This window comes from Pseudoalteromonas sp. SG43-6, assembly GCF_014164365.1.
Lineage (GTDB): Bacteria > Pseudomonadota > Gammaproteobacteria > Enterobacterales > Alteromonadaceae > Pseudoalteromonas > Pseudoalteromonas rhizosphaerae.
Map to the genome: position 1 here is coordinate 19,304 of NZ_JACJEZ010000004.1, position 20,155 is coordinate 39,458.

The window sequence follows — 20,155 nt, forward strand, 5'->3', positions numbered from 1 at the left end:
ATGAGAGTACATTTAGTTACTCTCATTTGTTAAGCATGCAATTATTAAGCAATGTCTATCGTGTAAGCGGCCAATAAGTTTTGCATTTTTTGTTGTTCATGTGCGGCAAACTCGATGCCCACACTTAAACGATCTCCCTGCATTTGATTGTTGCGCACATGCGCACTGATCACCACGGCACTGTTGTCGATAGGCGATAGAACATGCACAAACACGGGGCGTTTTTTAAGCGCTAAAAACCCTGAATTAACATGCACAGTAAAGCGACAACCAGTCGGTGAAATATCGATGATCAAACCTTGCAATAGATTTTCACTGTCATAAGTATGCGATTTATTAATGCTAATCTTTGCTGGTATATGGGTTTGTAAACGGCTGACTTCACGCAGTTGCCTACTCTCAATATTCTTAGGGTAAGCAAGGTAAAGTAATTTTTCTGGTCGAAAAGAAATAGCTAATATAGTGGTCGAAAAAGCGACGCACTCCCCACGTTCACCTTCGACTATATAGCGTACAATTGCGCCATTGCCTTCTTTTAACACATCAGCATATTGGCTTTTTTTTGCTTGGACAGGGTACTTTAAAATTAAATACTTACCAGCTTCATAGCCAACTAAAGAGAGTTTAAATCTGACACTTAATGGGTTGGTGAACTGAATGTCGATTAATTTACCTGGCAGTAAGTCTAAGCAAAACTTAGCTTTGCTAGCTTGCGCTGGTCTGTCTTGTGTAATTTCCATATATACGTAGTTATTATTATTTGTTTCCAAATAGTATCCATCAAAAGAACTAAAAAATCACTACGAAAAACGACTGGTATTAGTTTATAAGCCTTAATTAATAAAAGTAATACACGCCTTGTTACAAAGTTGATTGAACTGATAAATATCTGCTTTGTCTATTAAATAACATACTAACTTATGGAACAAAACTGTGAAATACCTTTATAAAATATGGAAAAATAACCGCTCGTTAATCGTATTTATCTCGCTGATGTGTGTTTTTAGAAGTGCAGTGGCTGACTGGTACGAAGTACCCACAGGTTCAATGCAGCCAACCATTGTTGAGGGCGACCGTATATTGACAGATAAAATGGCGTATGACCTACGAGTGCCTTTTACTAAAATTTCGCTGGTTAAACTAGCCGAGCCACAGGCCGGTGATATTATTGTATTTGATTCTGTTGCTGCACAAAATCGCCTAATAAAAAGAGTAATAGGTGTACCGGGCGACACTGTTGCTTTAGTTAATAATCAACTTGTTATTAATGGTGAAAAGCTTAATTACGAAACTGTAGCTGAAACCGCCATAAACCGAGTGGAAATAGAGAATTTGCATGGCATAAAACATACCGTAAAACTCGCTAAGCAGCGCTCTTATATGCAAAATTTTGATCCACTTATCATCCCTACAGATATGTATTTAGCAATGGGGGATAACCGTGATAACAGTGCTGATTCACGAGTAATAGGCTTAGTACCAAGAGCTGAATTGCTCGGAAGGGCAAAGCGGGTGATAGTTTCACTGGATTACGATGACTATTATTTACCACGTAAAAACAGGCTTCTAAAAGAATTACAGTAATAGTAAGCGCTGTTATAGTCTGGTAAAGGATAGCACTGATAAAAGATAGTAGTGCAAAAAATAACAGCGCTAAAACTTAAAATAGCTTAGCGATTAAATTTAGCGTTGTTGACTCTCACCTAACAATAAACTGTATATAAAAATAGTGTTTATGATTTTGTCAGATATTACTGATCTCTAGCATTTTTGTATATTGCTGCATTTGTAAAAAATGAGGTGAAGTTAACTAGTTGTTTACAGGTATCTGTTTGATAGCTAAGATAAATGCATTATAATATATGGATATTTTTCTGTTTGTAAAAAGATAAATGTCGTAGATAAAATTGTTATACCTTCAAGGAAGCTCAGTGAAACTTTTAGTTTTGTTATTTTTATTTACTTCAATATCAACTTTTTCTTGTGATAAAAAAAGCGAAATAAAGAAAGTAGCGGCGTTTATAACTCAAGATAATTTCGCTGATTTATCAGAAATAACGGTTTATTACCCTGTTAATTATGGTGTTGCTGAGGCTGTAAGAGCTGTAATCTCTCTAGGTGAAATTGATAGGGTAACCTTGTATGTTCCTACAATTATTTCTGAACCACATGCTTTTGAAAGCAATCATGAGCTAGCTGATTATAAAGTATCAACCTTTACAATTAAGACTGATACGATAAATGAGGCTTATATTACTGTGAATTACCGAGCTCCGAAGAAAAATGATGGCTTAATCACTTTTTGTATGGGACCTTTTCGAGTCTATAAAATAAGTGAATTACCGATAAAGAAGGTATAATAAACGCATCAGAAATGACTTCAAACGCTTGGCTGGCGCTCATTCTTCGCTAATTATAGCCAAGCATTTTCCGCAATTTATGCGCGTGTTAACTTAACTAAACATGGTGCCCATATTGAGAGTTTCTGAAAGGCTGAAATATGCAGTCATCTTATCTTTCGCCAGTTGGCCACTATTCATTTGGCTGGGCACAGATCTCGTCGGTAGCTTTTGCGCACTTTCAGGGTTTATAGTTGGCTATTACTTTGCTCCAATAACTCACAGACAAACCAAAAAGTACCAAGTACAGCTTTTAGGTTTGGGCATGGGCTTTCTAGCTCTGTATTTATCGAGCTTTTTAAGAAGTATATTTGAGTTAATTTCAGGTGAGCCTTTTAAAGGTGTAGGTTACTACTTAATATCAGCACTAACAGGGCCTTATTTTGGTCTAATGTTTTTCGGTATGCCACTTATAATTTTTTCTTTTACCAATTATATGATTTGGCTATGGTCATCCAAACTTTAAGTTAACCGGGTAGCCGCAGGTCGCTAACTTCAGCACCTACAATTTTATGTGCTGGAAAAACAATTTGTTGTGGCAATTAAAAAAGCCGTTGTTTAAAACAACGGCTTTTTAGTGTTAACTAGTTAAAGTCGAATTACATTACACGCATACCTGGCTCTGAGCCGTCGTCTGGGTTTAAAATATAGATTTCTTTACCGCCAGGGCCTGCTGCTAGTACCATGCCTTCTGACATGCCAAAGCGCATCTTACGTGGCTTCAGGTTGGCAACCATAACCGTTAGTTTGCCTTCAATATCTTCTGGCGCATAAGCTGATTTAATACCAGCAAATACTTGGCGTGTTTCGCCGCCTAAGTCGAGCGTTAGTTTAAGTAGCTTATCAGCGCCTTCAACGTGCTCTGCTTTGGCTATTTTAGCTACACGTAAATCTACTTTGGCAAAATCGTCAAATTCGATTTCAGCTGCAATAGGCTCTTTTGCCAAAGGGCTGTTTGGATCGATTTTGTCTTTTGCAGCGAGTAAGCTTTCTTTTGATTCTTCGACCATTTTATTTACTTTATCCATTTCTACACGTTGCATTAACGGTTTAAATTTATTGATCGGGTGGCTAACAAGCGCAGTTTGCGCGCCTTGCCAAGATAGATCATCATTTAAGAAGTCTTCTACGTTTGCCGCCATACCCGGTAATACTGGTTTTAAGTAAGTCATTAGCACGCGGAATAAGTTAAGCCCAAGCGAACACACTTGGTGAGCTTGTTCTTGTTTCGTTTCGTCTTTGATTAATACCCATGGTGCTGAGGTATCAATAAATTGGTTTGCTTTATCAGCAAGCGCCATTATTTCACGAATAGCACGGCTATAATCACGGTTTTCATAGTGCTGAGCAACGGTATCGGTAGCTGCTTGGAATTCAGCTAATAATTGCGGCTCCATGACAGTGTCACTTAATTTACCGTCAAACTTTTTAGTAATAAAACCGGCGCAACGGCTGGCAATGTTAACCACTTTACCAACTAAGTCTGAATTTACACGTAGTGCAAAGTCTTCTAAGTTTAAGTCAAGATCGGTGATGCCGCTGTTAAGTTTAGCAGCGTAGTAATAACGTAAAAACTCAGGGTCGAGGTTGTCTAAATATGTACGCGCTTTAATAAACGTGCCTTTCGATTTAGACATTTTAGCGCCATTAACCGTTACAAAACCATGCGCGAATACATTGGTTGGCTTTCTGAATTTTGCGCCTTCAAGCATTGCTGGCCAAAATAAGCTGTGAAAGTAGATAATATCTTTACCGATAAAGTGGTAAAGCTCAGCGTCAGAGCCTTCTTGCCAAAATGCATCAAAGTCGATGCCTTGTTTGTCGCATAAGTTTTTAAAGCTGGCCATGTAACCAATTGGCGCATCAAGCCAGACATAAAAATATTTACCAGGCGCACCAGGGATTTCAAAGCCAAAGTAGGGCGCATCGCGGCTGATATCCCACTGTTGCAGGCCATCGGCAAACCATTCGTCTAGTTTGTTAGCCATTTCTTGCTGAATAGTGCCGGAGTGAAGCCACTCTTTTAACATGCCTTCAAATGCTGGCAGGTCAAAAAAGTAATGCTCAGAGTCTTTAAGTACTGGCTCAGCACCTGACATCACAGAGCGCGGGTTGATAAGCTCTGTTGGGCTATATGTTGCGCCACATGCGTCACAGCTGTCGCCATTTTGGTCTTCAGACTTACAAGTTGGGCACGTACCAGTTACAAAGCGATCGGGTAAGAAAATGCCTTTTTCAGGGTCAAATAACTGTGAAATAGTATGCTTTTTGATATGACCGGCATCGTTTAAGCGATTATAAATAAGCTCGCTGAATTCTTTGTTTTCTTGGCTGTGGGTGCTGTGGTAGTTATCAAATTTAATATTGAAGTCTGCAAAGTCACGTTGACGTTCAATGCTGACATTTTTTACCATTTCTTCCGGCGTGATCCCTTGCTTTTGTGCATTGAGCATAATTGGCGTGCCATGGGCATCGTCGGCGCAAACATAATAAGCTTCGTGGCCTTGTAGTTTTTGAAAACGTGACCAGATATCAGTCTGAATATATTCCAATAAATGGCCTAAATGTGTTGGGCCGTTGGCATAAGGTAATGCACTGGTAATGAGGATCTTTCGCTGTGCCATAATCATTCCGAATTGACGGTTCCTGTTAAGGAACGGATGAAAATCATAATATTATCAGCAAACCTAAAGGAAACACCTTCGTGGTTGGCCGATTTTCATTAATTGACTGGTGTTAATGCCCTGAATGTTACATAATTCCGAGGCAATTTTCATCAAAGAAACACTATTTTATTGTTATGTTTGGATTGTCGAAACTATTCTCCTCTAAATCGGTGCAAAAACAACCGATTCTTACTGCCTTAGCAGGGTATCGCAGTGCCGCTTTTGCTGTCGGCATTGATGAAAAATTCATTAAAAGCATTGAATCAAAAACTGATAAATCAATATTGCTTCATTTAACGCTGCCATTTGCTGCGTTATCTGAAATGCCAAAGGTAGCAGCGTTTGTAAGCCAACAACTTAATCAAGCAGTGACAATTAACGCAAGCATTGAGCTGACTGAAGCATGTAAGTTCAAAGCGATAAAACATATTGTGTTGATTGCATCAGGTAAAGGTGGTGTGGGTAAATCAACCACCGCGGTAAATTTAGCGGGCGCACTCAAAGCTGAAGGCGCGAAAGTGGGGATTTTAGATGCGGATATTTATGGCCCGTCTATTCCAATGTTGCTAGGCCTTGAAGGAGCAACACCCACGGCTAAAAATGACAAGCAATTGCTACCATTTGACGCTAATGGCATCAAAGCACAATCAATTGGCTTTTTAGTGCCTAGTGATGATGCCACTGTTTGGCGCGGACCGATGGCGTCGGGCGCATTAACGCAACTGTTAAATGAAACTGCATGGGGTGAGCTTGATTACCTGATTGTAGATATGCCACCAGGAACTGGGGATATTCAACTTACTATGAGTCAGAAAGTACCTGCCAGTGGCACGGTGATTGTGACGACTCCGCAAGATTTAGCACTTGCTGATGCGCAAAAAGGCATTGCCATGTTTAATAAAGTGAATGTGCCAGTATTGGGCTTGATTGAAAATATGAGTCATTTTTTGTGCTCACACTGCGGCGAACCAAACCATGTATTTGGTAAGGATGGCGCAATAAAATTAGCTCAGCGTCATGGTGTGCCAGTGTTGTCGCAAATTCCTTTGGCGATTGATATTCGCGAATACTCAGAGCAAGGCAAATTAATCGCCATGGATAATCAGGCTGCGGTGAGTGAAACTTATGCTGACGCTGCGCGGCTGATTGCCAGTATGCTTTACTATCAACAACCCCATCATAATTCAGTCGAAATTGTGATTACGGATGATTAACTAATGAGATTATCAGATACCCATATTAAAGAATATATTGCCCAACAGCGTATTATTATTGAGCCAAGTCCGACCGATGAAATGATTTCTGGGGTAACGGCAGATTTACGTTTAGGTAATAAGTTTCGTGTATTTCAAGATCATACAGCAGCTTATGTTGATTTAAGTGGTCCAAAAGATCAGCTTAATAAAGCAATGGAATCAATAATGAGCGATGAAATAGTGTTAAAAGAGGGCGATGCATTCTTTTTACACCCAGGTGAATTAGCCCTTGCGATGACCTATGAAAAAGTCACGTTGCCGGCAGATATCGTTGGCTGGCTTGACGGCCGTTCATCTTTGGCACGTCTTGGCTTAATGGTGCATGTGACGGCCCATCGGATTGATCCCGGTTGGTCTGGTAATATTGTTTTAGAGTTTTATAACTCGGGTAAATTGCCGTTGGCATTACGACCTATGATGAAAATCGGCGCTATGAGCTTTGAGACCATGTCAGGTCCTGCTGAAAATCCGTACAATACACGCAAAGATGCCAAATATAAAGATCAAACCAGCGCAGTTGCAAGTCGTATTAGTGATGATAGTAACTAATTAAAATATAGTTTTAAAATAAAGGCTTATCACTTGATAGGCCTTTTTTATTGCTTGGAAATACACTCACTCGATTTTATTACCATAAACACTGCTTAAGCATTTTATTGATATATTATCCACGGTTCAGGTTATTTACTGGCTATTTCATTTAATACCTCCATACTTTAATTATCTTTTTATAATTTACTATTTGTTCAATGCACATGGAGTGACAGTGGATCAGGCAAGCATATTAGCGCGAGCATATTGTATAAAGATTTTTTTAATACTGTTAAGCATTACTGCTACAGCGTCTGTGATGGCTGATGAAGTGCCTGCCAGTGGCTGGTTAGTGCCAGCAAATACGCCCTTTCAAACTACCAAACCCTTACTAGAACAAGTTGTCACTACCGATTCAAAAACAGATTTATCACATGTTCGTATCAAGGCAGAGCAAGGTTATTGGTTTATTGTTGATTTAAATAAACGGTCGCAATCAAAAGTTGAGGTGATTTATGCAGACAATTCCCATTTAGCGCAGCTTAATTTTTATATTCTTGATGAGAGTTTCAACCCGTTAGTTGAAGTAAAAAATGATGCATACCGTTATGTTGATAAAGTACTGCCACACGCACTGTTACCTAAAGATGAGGCTCGTTGGGCTGTAATTTACGCTCGCCATAGTGAAGATGACAGGCTGAGCATTGGCCTTGCAACTGGTAATGAATTTGCCAATTTGATAAACAAGAAACTGCGAAATTTCTTTTTAATTACGGGGCTATTACTGCTGTGTCTTGCCGTTGTTGGCACTGTATACGGTTTATCTCATCAAGCAAAATCGCTTTATTTACTTGCTTACCTAGTGTGTGTATTAAGTGAGTTTTTAATAGCAAAAGGGGTGTTGAATTACTTTAATATTGAATTTGCGTCTTTATGGTACACAAAGTTACAGTTTTCATTTCAAGTTATAGCCTTAGGGGTGGTCAACTTTTACTTTATTCATTATTTACAGTCGCAAAATCATTTAAACGCTCGACAAGATAAGTTAACAGTTTATATAAGCTTATTTTGTGTTGCAGCACTATTTAGCTGTTTTATGAAGCAATCAGTGCAGTTTGCTGTAGTGACCGTGTGTTTGGGTTCTATGTTGGTGGTGCTGAGTTATTTATTTTTTTATTGGCTTAGTAATACCAAAAAAGCGATGCAATTTAAGTTTGTACTGGTCTGGTTTGCAGTGGTTTTACAAACTTTATGTTGGCAAGCAACGCTGGTGGCAGGTGCACAGATACAGCAACTTAATGATATGTTACTGGTGCTAAATGTAATTACTTTTGTGATGGTGTTACTCATTCACGAGCGTAAGTGTGTTATGCAATATAGCTACAGCCTCACTCACGACGACGATACAAAATTACCTAATAAACAGTTACTAATAGAGCGTCTTGATAGTCAGGTGAAATTATCAACAGAGCATTCTTTACTGTTATTTAGGCCTGCTGTACTGATTAATGCTCGGGCAAATTTTGGCTATGAGCATGTAAATGAGCAGATAAAATTAACCATGGGCAAATTAGCCCAGCAATTAGCGTCAATGAATGTGCTGTGTGTTGAAGCTAATCTTCAGCATAGCCGTTGTATTGCCAGGTTAGATGACAGCACCTATGGGGTTGTAATAGTCGGCAAGTTAGAATTAAGCCAAGTAGAGCAGTTTGTATGTGTGATCAATAGCGTTTTTGCTGAGGGTCTCACTCATCAACGCATTCACTTAATTGATAAAGTTGAAATTGGTGTAGCAAATTATCCCTTACATGCCAGTACCTCATTACAACTAGTCCAGCGAGGGCTGCAAGCATTGGCGGTTAAACCACTTCATGGTGAACGCTGGCATATGTTTAATATAGAGAATGTGACGTTATCGCAACGGCGCATTGCGATTGCATCAGCTTTAAAAGAAGCCATTGAATGCGATCAGCTTAGTTTATTTTTTCAACCGCAGATATATCTAAACACCGGTAAAGTGCACGGCGCGGAAGCTTTATTACGTTGGGAGCATCCACAGTTGGGTAATGTTCCCCCTGATTTATTTATCCCTATTGCTGAATCATCAGGGATAATTTCAGATTTAACCGAATGGGTTATTACGCAAGCACTGCAATATCAAAAGAAAATGATTGTATTATTGCCTGAGCATATTGTATCTATCAATATTTCGGCTAAAGATTTGCTGCGTAAAGATTTACCCGTGTTATTTATAACGTTGTTGAATGAGCATCAACTCAACCCGGCTAATGTAATGTTAGAACTAACGGAATCGGCAACACTCTTTGAGGGGGTTGATATAAAAAATGCCCTGAATGATTACCGTTTAATTGGCGTTAAAATAGCAATTGATGACTTTGGCACGGGGTATTCGTCACTCGCGTATTTGAGCAAAATGGGCTTTGATGAAATAAAAATAGATAAGCAATTTGTAATGAATATTGAATACTCTAAAAATGATCAAACAATTTGTCGTGCTACCTGTGATATTGCCAAATCACTGGGTTCATACGTAGTGGCTGAAGGGATAGAAGATAGCCAAAGTATGGCTAAATTACAAAGCTATGGCTGTGAAGTTGGTCAGGGATACTTTTTTTCACGGCCATTACCGTTTGACGATTACATGCAGTGGCTTGAAGAAAATCTTGAAACCACCACCGTATTTGTCAATGATCTTGAAAAAGTAGTTGACCTAATTGGGAAAAATAATCATTGAGCGCGTTATTACAAATTTTTAAGCTATCGCGCTTAGGGTAAATTAGCGCTGAGTTATTGAGCCCAGAGACTAAAAAGTGATTAACGATCTGCTCATTACAAGCAATACATGCTTCAAAACTACGTGCAGCTAACTCTTCAGGCATACTCATATAAAACTGCTGATGGCGTTTATCAAATTCTATACAATCTAATACATACTGATTAGCGTGTTGACCGGTTGGTTCTAGAAATACCCCTTGGTAAAACTTATTTAATGCTAAGTTTAGTGGGTGACTTTGCCCAATCGTGTGCTCCAGCCAAAGTTTAGAGGCAAAATGCTGTGGCGAATGCTGGGGAAATATGTGTTTAGTTATGTGATGATCAAACGCATGAAACCATTCATGCGCCAGCGCGCCACCGCCTGCATTTTTTGCCAGCGCAAGGGTACGAGTACGGCTATTATAATGTGCTTGGACGTGTTGTTGCCCGCCATGGCCAAAAGCAAAATTGAGTTTCCCCCTCAGACCAATGGTCTTTGGCGGCACTTGCAGTATTTGCGCTAAATCGGCTAGTGCGTCGTAAATTAAATTAGCACTAATAAAGCGTTCTTCTTTGGTGACCCATTTACCCACCACCATAGTACGAAAACCAAATGTATCGCGGATATCACTAAAGTCAACTTGGTCATCAAATCGGTAATCCGGTCCTTGGCGGTAAAACCCGCGCTTTAAGCGATTGCTGGCACTCATTTGGCTTGATAACGCGCTTTAATATGCTCAGGCATAAACTGGGTTTGTTTGCTGTTGAGCGCTTCCAGTGCCTGATATAAAGGCTCAGGGTTAATATGTTCAATCAAGGCTAAACTATGTGCAACCGCTTCTAATGTGGAGAGGCTATCTGCACGGGGAGCTTTGCGAATACGATATCGGTTTTGTGGGATCGTCGTAAAGCTGACCTTTTTAAAAGCCGCAAGGGCTGGGGTAAGTTGCATGATCTTAAATGCTTTTTTCCAGGTGCCATCGATTACAATTAGATGACTTAACCGGCTTTTAAATTGTGGTGCTGCGGTACTTTCATCATCCAGTAAGATGGCATTATCATCAGGGTAGAGTAATGCAGTTGTGGCAACGGGTAGTGTGTTTAGTTGTGCAAAATCAGCCTGCGTTTCTCCTACCATGATGTCGTATTGCGTTAGGCACAATGTGAGTAAACGGGCGGTGTTTTTAGTGATCTTTACTTCGCTAGGATGCTGCAAAATTATAACTTTGAGTTTATTTTCCAGTACCGACAAATCTTCACAAAGACACGTTTGTAGACTAAATTTACAATTAACACACAAAGAACGGGACATAAAAGAATCTTGTTTAGTAGCAATAAGTTGAAAAACCCGCTAATTATACGCTTAATGAGACAATTAGTTGGTTTTTTTTCTATAGAACGATAAAGTATAAAAATAGTATAAGTTACTGGTTTAGTGTTGCTAAATACAAAAGGATGAATAATGAATACAATAGTCATTGATGAAAGCGCATTGGAAAGTATGGAATCGTTATTAGGCGAGCAATTTAGCGATACGCTGACTTTTTGTTGTGCTGAATTTGAACGATTAGGCTCTGAAGTATTGGCTACAATACATAGTGATATCCAAGTCGCAAGTCGCCATGCTCATAGTTTAAAATCAAATGCCGCGCAGTTTGGTGCCAGCAGTCTATCTCAGGTGGCCAGAGAAATTGAACAAAGCTTAAATAATAATGATGTTTCTCAGGCGCTTGCGGCAGCTCAGCAGCTTGACAACCAAGTTGCCGGATCAGCCGCTAAGTTAACTGATTGGTTACAAAGCCGTTAGTTAGCTATACCCAGACGTGAATTTATTTCAGTTTTGAGGTATTAAATCCACTGGTATTTAGCCCCTCTACTAGGTTAATCTAGCTGTTCCACTAGTAGAGGTAAAAATGTCAGAAATTAAAAAGAGTCATAAATTACAAGGCGTTTGTTATGACATTCGTGGGCCGGTGTTAGTTCAGGCTCGCAAAATGGAAGATGAAGGCCAAAAAGTTTTAAAATTGAATATTGGTAATCCTGCGGCATTTGGGTTTGATATGCCTGAAGATATGCACCGCGATATTATTCGTAACTTGTATTCAGCCCAAGGTTATTGTGACTCCAAAGGCCTCTACTCAGCCCGTGTGGCTATTTATCAGCACTACCAACAACGTGGTTTATATAACCTAGACGTCGATAATATTTATATTGGTAATGGGGTCAGTGAATTAATTCAAATGACGACCCAAGCTTTGCTGAATAATGATGATGAGGTGTTGATCCCAGCACCTGATTATCCATTGTGGACCGCTTCAGTCAAACTTGCGGGTGGTAATCCAGTCCATTACCTATGTGATGAAGAGCAAGATTGGTTCCCTGATATTGCTGATATTCGCAGTAAAATCACGTCAAAAACTAAAGCATTAGTGCTGATCAACCCTAATAATCCGACGGGTGCAGTATACGACGACGCACTTTTACAGCAGTTAATTGATATTGCACGTGAACATAAATTATTGTTATTGAGTGATGAAATCTATGAGAAGATTTTATACGATGGGATCACGCACAGCTCCATTGGTGCACTGTGTGATGATGTGCCGATAATTACTTTTAATGGCTTAGCAAAAACCTATCGCGCAGCGGGTTTGCGTATGGGCTGGATGGTATTAAGTGGCCGTACTGCATTGATGGATGATTTACGTAAAGGTTTAGATATTTTAGCCTCTATGCGTTTATGTGCCAATGTGCCGGCACAATATGCGATCCAGCAAGCATTAGGTGGCGTACAGTCGATTGATGATTTAATAAATCCCGGTGGGCGTTTATACGAACAACGTGATATTGCATGGCGTGGTTTAAATGCGATAGAAGGTATTTCGTGTGCAAAACCAAAAGGAGCATTGTACGCATTTGCCAAAGTAGATACTGAGCGTTTTAATATCAAAAATGATGAAAAAATGATTTTAGATTTACTCAAAGCAGAAAAGATCTTACTGGTTCACGGAAGAGCATTTAACTGGCCAAATCCAGATCATTTCAGATTGGTATTTTTACCTAACAAAGATGATTTAACGACTGCTATGAGTAAGATGCAACGCTTTTTCAGCGATTACAGACAAAGCTAACGTAGTAATAAAGTTATAAATACTAAAAAGCGAGCATTAATACTGCTCGCTTTTTAGTTTAATGTAATAGCTTAATAGGCTTTATCAACGCGGACTGTATTATCTGATAAATATACTAAGCGCACGCTGTCGCCAGTTCTAAATATCATTTGATTGTCTTTGTCTTGTACCACCATAAATTGTTCACCGTTTTCAACTTTGATCATTAACTCGACTAAGTGGTATTGATTATAATGGCTGCTTTGTTGCCTGTTGTTCGCCACACTGCCACCGATGACCGAGCCTAGAATAGTCGCTGCGGTGCGACCACTGCCGCCGCCAAATTGGTTACCAATAACGCCACCAAGTAATGCACCGCCAAAGGTTTTCCAGCCACTATTTTTGTCTTGAACAAGTTCTTGCTCGGTAATATTACGTACAGATTGAACACTGCCAAATAGTACTTGCTGGACAGGAACGGCTTTATTGCGTTCGTATGCGGCAAAGCTTGGATTACTGATGAGCAGGGCTGTACACAGCCCAAGTATGAGTTTATTCATCATTTACCTCCTCAGCTGAATTACCAGCCAAAGGTTGATTTTTCGCGGGTTTTACGAATTTCTGTTTCGTCCGCCCATTCTACTAAGCCACTTTTTAAATCCATTAAGCGCATTGTGAATTTATAGTATACGTCGGCTTTATCAGCATTCGATTTTACGATGCTCGACAGGTTGCCATAGAGCATATACTGCGCGCCAACTTGTTGGCCAAATGCAATCGCTTTAGTTGGGTCTACTAGGGCATCATCATTTTGAAAGTTCAATTGTTCTCGAGCGGCTTCTACGCGGCCCATATCAACAAAACGAAATTTACCACTGCGCAATAATTGTGTTGAAATTGAATCGGTAATTGATTCAGTATCAATGTGTTCACTGGTTTTGTTTTTTATACGTTCAACAAATACGATTGGTCGAGTATTAGCTGTTAATGTGCCGACCACAGGTGATGCCAGCAGTGAATCCGTCATTTGGCTGGCGACTTTTTGTAAGTCAGTTGAACCGAAGTTAATATCAGTTGTTTCTACAGCTTGTGCGTCTCCGTAGCTGACTACGGCTTTATTGGCACAGCCACTGAGGGCAAGCGCACTCAAACCTAACAACGCAAAACCCGAGAGTGTTTTAAGCGTTGGTTTTTTAGTTGTGTTTACTGTATTCATAATGGTGTCCTTTAATCTTTAAATTCTTGTGCTTGTGTCGATACTTCGCGTACCGCTAATGAAAATGTAACCGCATCAGATGTAGGTGCAAGGCCTGGCAGTTGCACGTTAGCAAAACCAAATAAAGTCAATGATTGCCAAGGAGAATGATTGCCTTTGATCACAAAACCATCGCCGTCATACCAGGTAAATTGATACTGTAAATATTGTGATTTTTTATACTGACTCGAAAGTGTGACAACAACATCAGTTAATTGATTCGTTTGGCGAGTTTTTACATCACTAATGGCCAGCTTTTTACCTAGTGCAGGATTATCGACTTTTAGCTGTTGTTGGTATTGCGCTGAAGCTTGTTCAACACTTATACCTGATGTAGTCGGTCTACTGGTACAGGCAGCAAGTAGACAGACCGTTAATAATGGCACTAAATATTTCATGATAGCTCCTAAAGTTGCACTACATGGGAATTAAAATAGTTGTTAATAGAGGTTAGATAAATCAAGGTTAACCCTTGCTTACTAACCGTAAAGTTTATGTCTTTCTGATTGGCAAGTTTTAAAACATGGTCTCCTGCTGTTAACTGGGTGCGCGCAACACTTATTTGATTAGGTAAAGTTAACCAACTGCGGGTATCTGCTTGCTCAGAGGCTAGGTTGTATAGATTAGCGAGTATATTACCCACATCGCCGCCACTTCTAGCCAGCTCTGCCCGTACTTTTTCTTTAGCGACTAACCGCAGTATTTGCCTCGATACTCTTGCAGGTGTTTGCTCTTCAAGTGTTTTAGCCGCTAACGCTTCTATTCTTACCAATGGACTCAAAGGTAAAATCTGTGTTCCGATACTAATATCACTAACCGCTGGTATATAAGCTCTATCTTTATAAACGGGCATCGCTAAGCTATAAAAACGGGCATCACCACCGGATGTATAAATAGGCAGACGCAACACAAATTCGTCTTTTTCTGGCACTAAACCTTGTTCGATCAAGATCACAACGTCACCGCTGTTGGCGACTTGTTTTGGTAATTCAGCAAAGCGTTTTTTATACTCGGAAAAATCTTGATCAAACCCTTGCTGTTTTGCTAATTGCAGCACAACCTGCTGCAAATAGGTGTTTTCAGGGTTGATCTCTAGTGCCTTTTTATAATCTATATATGCATCATCGTATTGTTTATTACTTTGATAGAGCAAACCTGACAGATAAAATGTAAACGCATTTTGATAGCCATTTTTTACGTTTTTGATCACCTCATCCATACTTGGGTAATGTTTTTGTGCTGCTTTCACGCTAGCATCTATGTCGTCTTGATTAGCCGTTAACGCATCTGTTTGTACTTTATTTGCACGGCGAACTTCGACTAATGCGCCTTCGATATTATGTTGATATATATAATTAAGTGCTTGGTAACTGTGCAGCATACTCATTTCATAAGCCGCTGGCGTATAGCTAATGACTGAATCATTGGTTAAAAGGGCGTTACTTTGTTCAAGCCCTGCGCTTACTTGTATTTTTGCTGCTTGGCGTTTTATTTCCATTTGCTGATATACCGCTTCGTACTGTGGTTTTGCAGCCTCATTTTGATTATTTAAATTGCTTAAACGGGCCTGCTCTAATTGATTGAGCAAGTAGTTACTATGTGACTGCCCATTAGTCGGCAAAAGCTGTTGGGCTTGGTCGATATTGTTGGTCTTAATAGCTTGGCGTACAGGCTTCATTTGGGTAGCGTAATCTGAAAACAGATCACTAAACCCAATGGTGCTGCATCCACTTAGCATGACACAAAAGCCAAAAATAACACTGCGTTGCACATGGCACTCCTTTTATAAGCGTTAATACAGATTAGCATAATCTAATCCAGAGGAGATGTTAAACAATGTAAAAAAGCGTAGTAATCACCGTGTTTATAAGAAATAGTTACGCGATCATTGGTCACTGAGTTGTTGCACGATACATTCGAATGATCAAAACAATAGGTAAGCTTTGCGCTATTATGGCAATCCTGTATAAATAGATACTTCAGGCAAACAGGTAGCTGATTTTCTTATTATGTTGATTAAATTAATGGCTCGAGTGGTTGCCGACTACTAAACGATAGAATAACTCACCTCATAGGGTTTAATGCTTAGCAAGATTAAAACTAAGGATCACTTTGAAAGCAACATTGTTTACGGTACTCGCCCTAGTGGCATTTGCAGCTAATTCTCTTTTATGTCGTATGGCATTAGCACAAAATTACATTGATCCATGGAATTTCACAGCTTTGCGGCTATTCAGTGGCGCATTGTGTTTAGGATTTATTTTCCTTATACAAGCAGTACCAACAGAGTCTTTAGCTAGGGAAGATAACAATCTTAATAATGCAGAGCATGAACGTGGTAGTTGGCGCAGCAGTGTTAGCTTACTGGTTTATGCGTTATGTTTTTCAATTGCCTATGTAGAATTGGACACTGGAACTGGCGCGTTGATTTTATTTTCTGCTGTTCAATTGACTATGATTGGCTGGGGGATTTTCAACAAGGAGCGACTCACAACTGTACAGTGGTGTGCATTTATTATCGCTGTCCTTGGTTTTGTGTATTTAATGCTGCCATCGGCAACGATGCCGTCAATGAGCCCTGCATTATTAATGACTATTAGCGGTATTGCGTGGGGGATATACAGTATTCGCGGAAAAGTGTGCCTATCCCCACTGAAAACCACAACGTTTAATTTTGTGCGTAGTTTATTTGCATTACCGATATTGTTGATCGTGGGTTTTGGTTATTTATCGGGGATCAGTTGGCAGGGGATCGTGCTTGCATGTGCATCTGGTGCTCTTGCGTCGGGTATTGGCTATAGTGTTTGGTATGTTGCCGTACCCTTATTAAAAAGCAGTCAAGCCGCAGTGGTTCAGCTTTGTGTGCCAGTGATAGCTGCACTGGCAGGGATGTTATTTTTAGCGGAAGAACTAAGCATTCAGTTTGTTATTGCCAGCGCAGTTATTCTTGGCGCTGTGCTGGTTTTTTTACTGGCTAAACAACCGCAGGGCTGACATTGAGCACGTAACGCTGATACAGTTGCGGCAAATTCGCCAAAATAGCAGCTTTGCCGGCAAGCTGACTGTTATTTATAGTATCAGCTAATACGGTTAAACTCTGATGTTGTAGTAAAATGTCAGATTGCACTATGTGGCTAATATGCCAAGGTTCAGGCGCAACGCCGCCTAAATCATGTTGATAAGGGCGATAAAAGCCATACTTTTCTATATGACTATCAAGCCACTTGGTCAGCGCTGCAAAAGGGCCATTGTCTTGGTATTCGTGCGGCTCTAACTGCAGCTGATAGTCATCAGAAACACTGGCTTTGTCAAAAATATCCAGATCAGTACCAAAGTGATGGCGACTGCTTCCCGGTAGGGCTGAATAAAGCATAATGGCATGGCATTTTTCAATGTCTGTCATGGAGGCTAAATCAACTGGCTGTTGCTGCTTATTGAGCACAGGTCGATGACCATTAAATTTAGCATTCCAAATCAATGCTTGACGTTCAAAGTTACGAAAGCTTGATGCAATAGTCAGTGCAAAGCCTGCATCGCGAGCTGCATTTTGCAACTGCATAAAGTCATCAATAATGTCTTTATGCAGTTTATGAGCTTGATAATCAACAAGCAGTAGCTCGTCTTTACCACAGGCACACTCAGCCAACTGTTGCGATGTGAGCTTAGCAGGGATCATGTTAAAAGTTGCTCTAGAATTTGCTCGTAAATATCAGCAAGTGCAATGAGATCATCACAATTAACGCACTCATTCACTTTATGAATGGTGTCGTTACGTGGTCCAAGTTCAATAACCTTAGCGCCGGTTTGTGCTATAAAACGTCCATCTGAAGTACCGCCAGTGGTTTCAAGTGCGGTATTTAAGCCAGTTATTGATTTGATGGCTGCAACCGTCGCATCAATAAGCGGGCCGCCTTCGGTGATAAATGGCTGACCGTTAACAATCCAACTCAGCTCGTATGCAAAATCATATTCAGCCAGAATGTCGTTAACTCGTTGCTGGAGTTGCTGATGAGTTACTTCGGTACTAAAGCGAAAATTAAATTGCACTTCAAGCTCGCCTGGGATCACATTGCCAGCTCCCGTACCGCCATTAATATTTGAAATCTGAAAACTAGTAGCAGGGAAAAATTCATTGCCGTTGTCCCATACCGTTTGACTCAACTGGGCAAGCATTGGCGCTGCAATATGAATCGGGTTTAGAGCAAGTTGCGGATAAGCCACATGACCTTGTATGCCTTTAACAGTTAAAAAGCCAGTCAGTGAGCCTCGGCGGCCATTTTTAACGACATCACCCAGTACATCACGCGATGAAGGCTCGCCAACCAAACACATATCTATTTTTTCACCTCGGGCCTCCAGCGTATCGATTACTCGCGTGGTGCCGTTGATAAAAGGGCCTTCTTCATCAGAGGTAATTAAAAAAGAAATTGAGCCTTTATGATCGGGGTGTTTAGTTACAAATCGCTCGGTTGCTACCACCATGGCAGCTAAAGAGCCTTTCATATCAGCCGCACCACGGCCATGCAACATGCCATCGGCTAGAAAGCCAGAGAAAGGCGGGTGCTGCCAGTTCTTTTCTGGTCCAGTTGGTACTACATCAGTGTGACCTGCAAAGCAAAAGTGCGGTGAACTGTCGCCTTTTCGCGCCCATGTATTTTGGGTGTCAGTAAAAAACAGTGATTCAATATTAAAACCAAGCTGTGCCAATCGCTCATTCATTATAGTTTGGCAATCTGCATCTTCGGGGGTGACTGAGCGACGCTGTATTAAGGCTTGCGCAAGTTCGATGACGGGATGATTCATGATGCAAAAATCTCATCGTATTGCGCTGATTTAAAACCTAAATGATAGCTGTTGTTGTGAATAAGCACTGGGCGCTTGATCATTGCCGGTTGTGCTACCAAAATTGTCAAGGCAGTGTCTTTATCAAGGTTCTGTTTTTGCTCATCTGATAATTGGCGATAGGTTGTGCCACGTTTATTGACCAGATCTTGCCAGTCGATGTGCGTTGCAAACTCAGTGATCATATCAAGGCTTATGCCGTCTTTACGGTAATCATGAAAATTAAAGTCAATGTTGTTATCGGTTAAATATTTTTTGGCTTTTTTTATAGTGTCGCAGTTACTAATGCCGTAAAGAGTCGTCATATTAATTACTTCTTAGTTAGTGTTAAAAGAGTATCTACCCCAGCTGTAACCTGAGATAAAGAATAATGTATTGGTTTAAGTTGATGCCCGTTAAGTAAAATAAGGCTGGCAAGTAAGGGGCTATTGAGATCTCTAAGATCAAAATAAGCGAGCCGTTGCCCTTTGGTTATTTTACTGCCGTTGAGTTGGGCTATATGAGTGTGTTTAATGTGTTGCTGTTGGTCTAAATATAAATTTAGAAGCACTTTTAAGCCATTGTTGGCTTGTAAAATAAATTCAGTACCGGCATTTTTTACTTGCATTAATGTACCATCAAAGGGCGCTAATATTTTATGATTGCTCAGGGCAACCATAATCCCTGGGCCAAGTGTGCCGTAGCTAAAGAAGGGTTCTGGGTGCTCGCTTAATGGGGCAACTTTACCACTAAAAGGGCTACAAATTGCAATGCTGTTAGCCGCTAACTGACGTTGTGGTAAATAACTAATATCCGTGTATTTCATTATGTTAATTTGGGCTCATTGAGGAACTGATAGCCATCTTTTTTTAACGCGCTGATGGCATCTTTAATACGCTGTTGTTTTACTAAAACGTAATCGGTGTCGTAGGTTGAAATAGCAAAAATAGAGATATTTGCTCTGGCTAAAACTCCAGAAATATTTGCCATTATTCCGGTTAATGAAAAACCAAGTGGACCGATCACTTCTAACGCGCGCCAATCGTGCTCAGCATCAAGGCTTTCAATGGCGAACTGGCTAGGGCAAACAATAGATAACTCATCGTTGGTTTTGGCGATAATAAACATTGATTGTTTGAATAAAGCAGCGGGGATCTCGCTATCAACATCAAGGCTATGAATGGTAAAGGCCGTACTATGCAGTTGTAACGTTTGCTTAGACATTGCTACCCCTTTTTTAATTGTGAGACTTCCCATCTGTGTATACTGATCAATAGTATAGATTATCTTACTTAAATAAAAGAGCAATGTTGTCCACAATTTCTGTGGATAAGGTTGGGAA

The 20,155-nt window shown here is 40.2% G+C and carries 22 protein-coding genes; 9 read left to right on the forward strand and 13 right to left on the reverse strand.

Annotation, left to right across the window (positions count from 1 at the left end):
- Positions 1–44: 44 nt before the first annotated feature.
- Positions 45–770, reverse strand: coding sequence for a flagellar brake protein (locus tag H5201_RS02320; RefSeq protein ID WP_257325865.1), 726 nt, complete (start codon positions 768–770; stop codon positions 45–47).
- Positions 771–933: 163 nt separating this feature from the next.
- Here H5201_RS02320 and lepB point away from each other — a divergent pair, with 163 nt between their 5' ends.
- The 3 genes from lepB (at position 934) to H5201_RS02335 (ending at position 2,865) form a co-directional block, all read left to right on the forward strand.
- The gene (gene lepB / locus H5201_RS02325; RefSeq protein ID WP_182717909.1) at positions 934–1,584 is read left to right on the forward strand and encodes a signal peptidase I; all 651 of its coding nucleotides are present in this window, start codon (positions 934–936) and stop codon (positions 1,582–1,584) included.
- Between the two features lie 347 nt (positions 1,585–1,931).
- On the forward strand, positions 1,932–2,360 hold the full coding sequence (locus H5201_RS02330) for a hypothetical protein (protein ID WP_182717908.1): 429 nt from the start codon (positions 1,932–1,934) through the stop codon (positions 2,358–2,360).
- A 115-nt stretch (positions 2,361–2,475) separates the two neighbouring features.
- Positions 2,476–2,865: a hypothetical protein gene (locus tag H5201_RS02335; protein WP_182739230.1), complete on the forward strand. Its 390-nt coding sequence runs from the start codon at positions 2,476–2,478 to the stop codon at positions 2,863–2,865.
- 133 nt (positions 2,866–2,998) lie between these two features.
- Here H5201_RS02335 and metG read toward each other — a convergent pair whose 3' ends face one another.
- Positions 2,999–5,023 (reverse strand): methionine--tRNA ligase, encoded by a 2,025-nt coding sequence (gene metG / locus H5201_RS02340; protein WP_149981018.1) that lies wholly within the window; start codon positions 5,021–5,023, stop codon positions 2,999–3,001.
- A gap of 176 nt (positions 5,024–5,199) precedes the next feature.
- Here metG and apbC point away from each other — a divergent pair, with 176 nt between their 5' ends.
- The 3 genes from apbC (at position 5,200) to H5201_RS23430 (ending at position 9,607) form a co-directional block, all read left to right on the forward strand.
- Positions 5,200–6,279: an iron-sulfur cluster carrier protein ApbC gene (gene apbC, locus H5201_RS02345; protein ID WP_182783622.1), complete on the forward strand. Its 1,080-nt coding sequence runs from the start codon at positions 5,200–5,202 to the stop codon at positions 6,277–6,279.
- A gap of 3 nt (positions 6,280–6,282) precedes the next feature.
- Positions 6,283–6,870, forward strand: a complete 588-nt coding sequence (dcd, locus tag H5201_RS02350) for a dCTP deaminase (protein WP_145233702.1) — start codon at positions 6,283–6,285, stop codon at positions 6,868–6,870.
- Between the two features lie 217 nt (positions 6,871–7,087).
- Complete coding sequence (locus H5201_RS23430; protein ID WP_182783624.1) at positions 7,088–9,607, forward strand: bifunctional diguanylate cyclase/phosphodiesterase; 2,520 nt, start codon at positions 7,088–7,090, stop codon at positions 9,605–9,607.
- On the opposite strand, the gene H5201_RS02360 is transcribed toward H5201_RS23430, so the two are convergent.
- Positions 9,558–10,337: a CLCA_X family protein gene (locus H5201_RS02360; RefSeq protein WP_182717904.1), complete on the reverse strand. Its 780-nt coding sequence runs from the start codon at positions 10,335–10,337 to the stop codon at positions 9,558–9,560. The two genes, H5201_RS23430 and H5201_RS02360, sit on opposite strands and share 50 nt — an antisense overlap.
- Positions 10,334–10,939, reverse strand: a complete 606-nt coding sequence (locus H5201_RS02365; RefSeq protein ID WP_182783626.1) for a tRNA-uridine aminocarboxypropyltransferase — start codon at positions 10,937–10,939, stop codon at positions 10,334–10,336. The genes H5201_RS02360 and H5201_RS02365 overlap by 4 nt, the downstream gene beginning before the upstream one ends.
- 150 nt (positions 10,940–11,089) lie before the next feature.
- Here H5201_RS02365 and H5201_RS02370 point away from each other — a divergent pair, with 150 nt between their 5' ends.
- Together H5201_RS02370 and H5201_RS02375 are read left to right on the forward strand one after the other, a co-directional pair.
- Positions 11,090–11,434, forward strand: a complete 345-nt coding sequence (locus H5201_RS02370; RefSeq protein WP_145233710.1) for an Hpt domain-containing protein — start codon at positions 11,090–11,092, stop codon at positions 11,432–11,434.
- Between the two features lie 106 nt (positions 11,435–11,540).
- A complete protein-coding gene (locus tag H5201_RS02375) occupies positions 11,541–12,758 on the forward strand; it encodes a pyridoxal phosphate-dependent aminotransferase (RefSeq protein ID WP_145233714.1) in 1,218 nt (405 codons plus the stop codon).
- 71 nt (positions 12,759–12,829) lie between these two features.
- Here H5201_RS02375 and H5201_RS02380 read toward each other — a convergent pair whose 3' ends face one another.
- The 4 genes from H5201_RS02380 to H5201_RS02395 are packed head-to-tail and all read right to left on the reverse strand — an operon-like array spanning position 12,830 to position 15,763.
- Positions 12,830–13,297 (reverse strand): glycine zipper 2TM domain-containing protein, encoded by a 468-nt coding sequence (locus H5201_RS02380; protein WP_149981188.1) that lies wholly within the window; start codon positions 13,295–13,297, stop codon positions 12,830–12,832.
- 20 nt (positions 13,298–13,317) lie between these two features.
- Positions 13,318–13,953: a penicillin-binding protein activator LpoB gene (gene lpoB / locus H5201_RS02385; RefSeq protein ID WP_145233716.1), complete on the reverse strand. Its 636-nt coding sequence runs from the start codon at positions 13,951–13,953 to the stop codon at positions 13,318–13,320.
- Between the two features lie 11 nt (positions 13,954–13,964).
- A complete protein-coding gene (locus H5201_RS02390; RefSeq protein ID WP_145233718.1) occupies positions 13,965–14,390 on the reverse strand; it encodes a YcfL family protein in 426 nt (141 codons plus the stop codon).
- Between the two features lie 8 nt (positions 14,391–14,398).
- A complete protein-coding gene (locus tag H5201_RS02395) occupies positions 14,399–15,763 on the reverse strand; it encodes a tetratricopeptide repeat protein (RefSeq protein ID WP_182783628.1) in 1,365 nt (454 codons plus the stop codon).
- A gap of 341 nt (positions 15,764–16,104) precedes the next feature.
- Between H5201_RS02395 and H5201_RS02400 the strand changes: the two genes are divergently transcribed.
- Positions 16,105–16,986: a DMT family transporter gene (locus H5201_RS02400; protein ID WP_182739235.1), complete on the forward strand. Its 882-nt coding sequence runs from the start codon at positions 16,105–16,107 to the stop codon at positions 16,984–16,986.
- On the opposite strand, the gene H5201_RS02405 is transcribed toward H5201_RS02400, so the two are convergent.
- Genes H5201_RS02405 through H5201_RS02425 form a run of 5 tightly spaced genes read right to left on the reverse strand, consistent with a single transcriptional unit; the run spans position 16,967 to position 20,037 of the window.
- Entirely contained in the window at positions 16,967–17,668 is a 702-nt protein-coding gene (locus tag H5201_RS02405) for a M15 family metallopeptidase (RefSeq protein ID WP_182717898.1), read from the reverse strand. The two genes, H5201_RS02400 and H5201_RS02405, sit on opposite strands and share 20 nt — an antisense overlap.
- On the reverse strand, positions 17,665–18,795 hold the full coding sequence (dapE, locus tag H5201_RS02410; RefSeq protein ID WP_145233727.1) for a succinyl-diaminopimelate desuccinylase: 1,131 nt from the start codon (positions 18,793–18,795) through the stop codon (positions 17,665–17,667). Before dapE ends, H5201_RS02405 begins: the two co-directional genes overlap by 4 nt.
- Entirely contained in the window at positions 18,792–19,139 is a 348-nt protein-coding gene (locus H5201_RS02415) for an ArsC family reductase (protein WP_182739236.1), read from the reverse strand. The genes dapE and H5201_RS02415 overlap by 4 nt, the downstream gene beginning before the upstream one ends.
- Positions 19,140–19,144: 5 nt before the next feature.
- Positions 19,145–19,639 (reverse strand): PTS glucose transporter subunit IIA, encoded by a 495-nt coding sequence (locus H5201_RS02420; protein WP_145233732.1) that lies wholly within the window; start codon positions 19,637–19,639, stop codon positions 19,145–19,147.
- Positions 19,639–20,037 carry an ACT domain-containing protein gene (locus H5201_RS02425; protein WP_145233734.1) on the reverse strand — a complete coding sequence of 133 codons (399 nt, stop codon included), beginning with the start codon at positions 20,035–20,037 and terminating at the stop codon, positions 19,639–19,641. The genes H5201_RS02420 and H5201_RS02425 overlap by 1 nt, the downstream gene beginning before the upstream one ends.
- Between the last annotated feature and the right edge of the window lie 118 nt (positions 20,038–20,155).

Excerpts from the sequence above, each read along its gene's own strand:
- metG (WP_149981018.1), bottom strand. The coding sequence starts at position 5,023 with ATGGCACAGCGAAAGATCCTCATTACCAGTGCATTACCTTATGCCAAC.
- apbC (WP_182783622.1), top strand. The coding sequence starts at position 5,200 with ATGTTTGGATTGTCGAAACTATTCTCCTCTAAATCGGTGCAAAAACAA.
- dcd (WP_145233702.1), top strand. The coding sequence starts at position 6,283 with ATGAGATTATCAGATACCCATATTAAAGAATATATTGCCCAACAGCGT.
- H5201_RS02360 (WP_182717904.1), bottom strand. The coding sequence starts at position 10,337 with ATGAGTGCCAGCAATCGCTTAAAGCGCGGGTTTTACCGCCAAGGACCG.
- H5201_RS02365 (WP_182783626.1), bottom strand. The coding sequence starts at position 10,939 with ATGTCCCGTTCTTTGTGTGTTAATTGTAAATTTAGTCTACAAACGTGT.
- H5201_RS02370 (WP_145233710.1), top strand. The coding sequence starts at position 11,090 with ATGAATACAATAGTCATTGATGAAAGCGCATTGGAAAGTATGGAATCG.
- H5201_RS02375 (WP_145233714.1), top strand. The coding sequence starts at position 11,541 with ATGTCAGAAATTAAAAAGAGTCATAAATTACAAGGCGTTTGTTATGAC.
- H5201_RS02380 (WP_149981188.1), bottom strand. The coding sequence starts at position 13,297 with ATGAATAAACTCATACTTGGGCTGTGTACAGCCCTGCTCATCAGTAAT.
- lpoB (WP_145233716.1), bottom strand. The coding sequence starts at position 13,953 with ATGAATACAGTAAACACAACTAAAAAACCAACGCTTAAAACACTCTCG.
- H5201_RS02390 (WP_145233718.1), bottom strand. The coding sequence starts at position 14,390 with ATGAAATATTTAGTGCCATTATTAACGGTCTGTCTACTTGCTGCCTGT.
- H5201_RS02405 (WP_182717898.1), bottom strand. The coding sequence starts at position 17,668 with ATGATCCCTGCTAAGCTCACATCGCAACAGTTGGCTGAGTGTGCCTGT.
- dapE (WP_145233727.1), bottom strand. The coding sequence starts at position 18,795 with ATGAATCATCCCGTCATCGAACTTGCGCAAGCCTTAATACAGCGTCGC.
- H5201_RS02415 (WP_182739236.1), bottom strand. The coding sequence starts at position 19,139 with ATGACGACTCTTTACGGCATTAGTAACTGCGACACTATAAAAAAAGCC.
- H5201_RS02420 (WP_145233732.1), bottom strand. The coding sequence starts at position 19,639 with ATGAAATACACGGATATTAGTTATTTACCACAACGTCAGTTAGCGGCT.
- H5201_RS02425 (WP_145233734.1), bottom strand. The coding sequence starts at position 20,037 with ATGTCTAAGCAAACGTTACAACTGCATAGTACGGCCTTTACCATTCAT.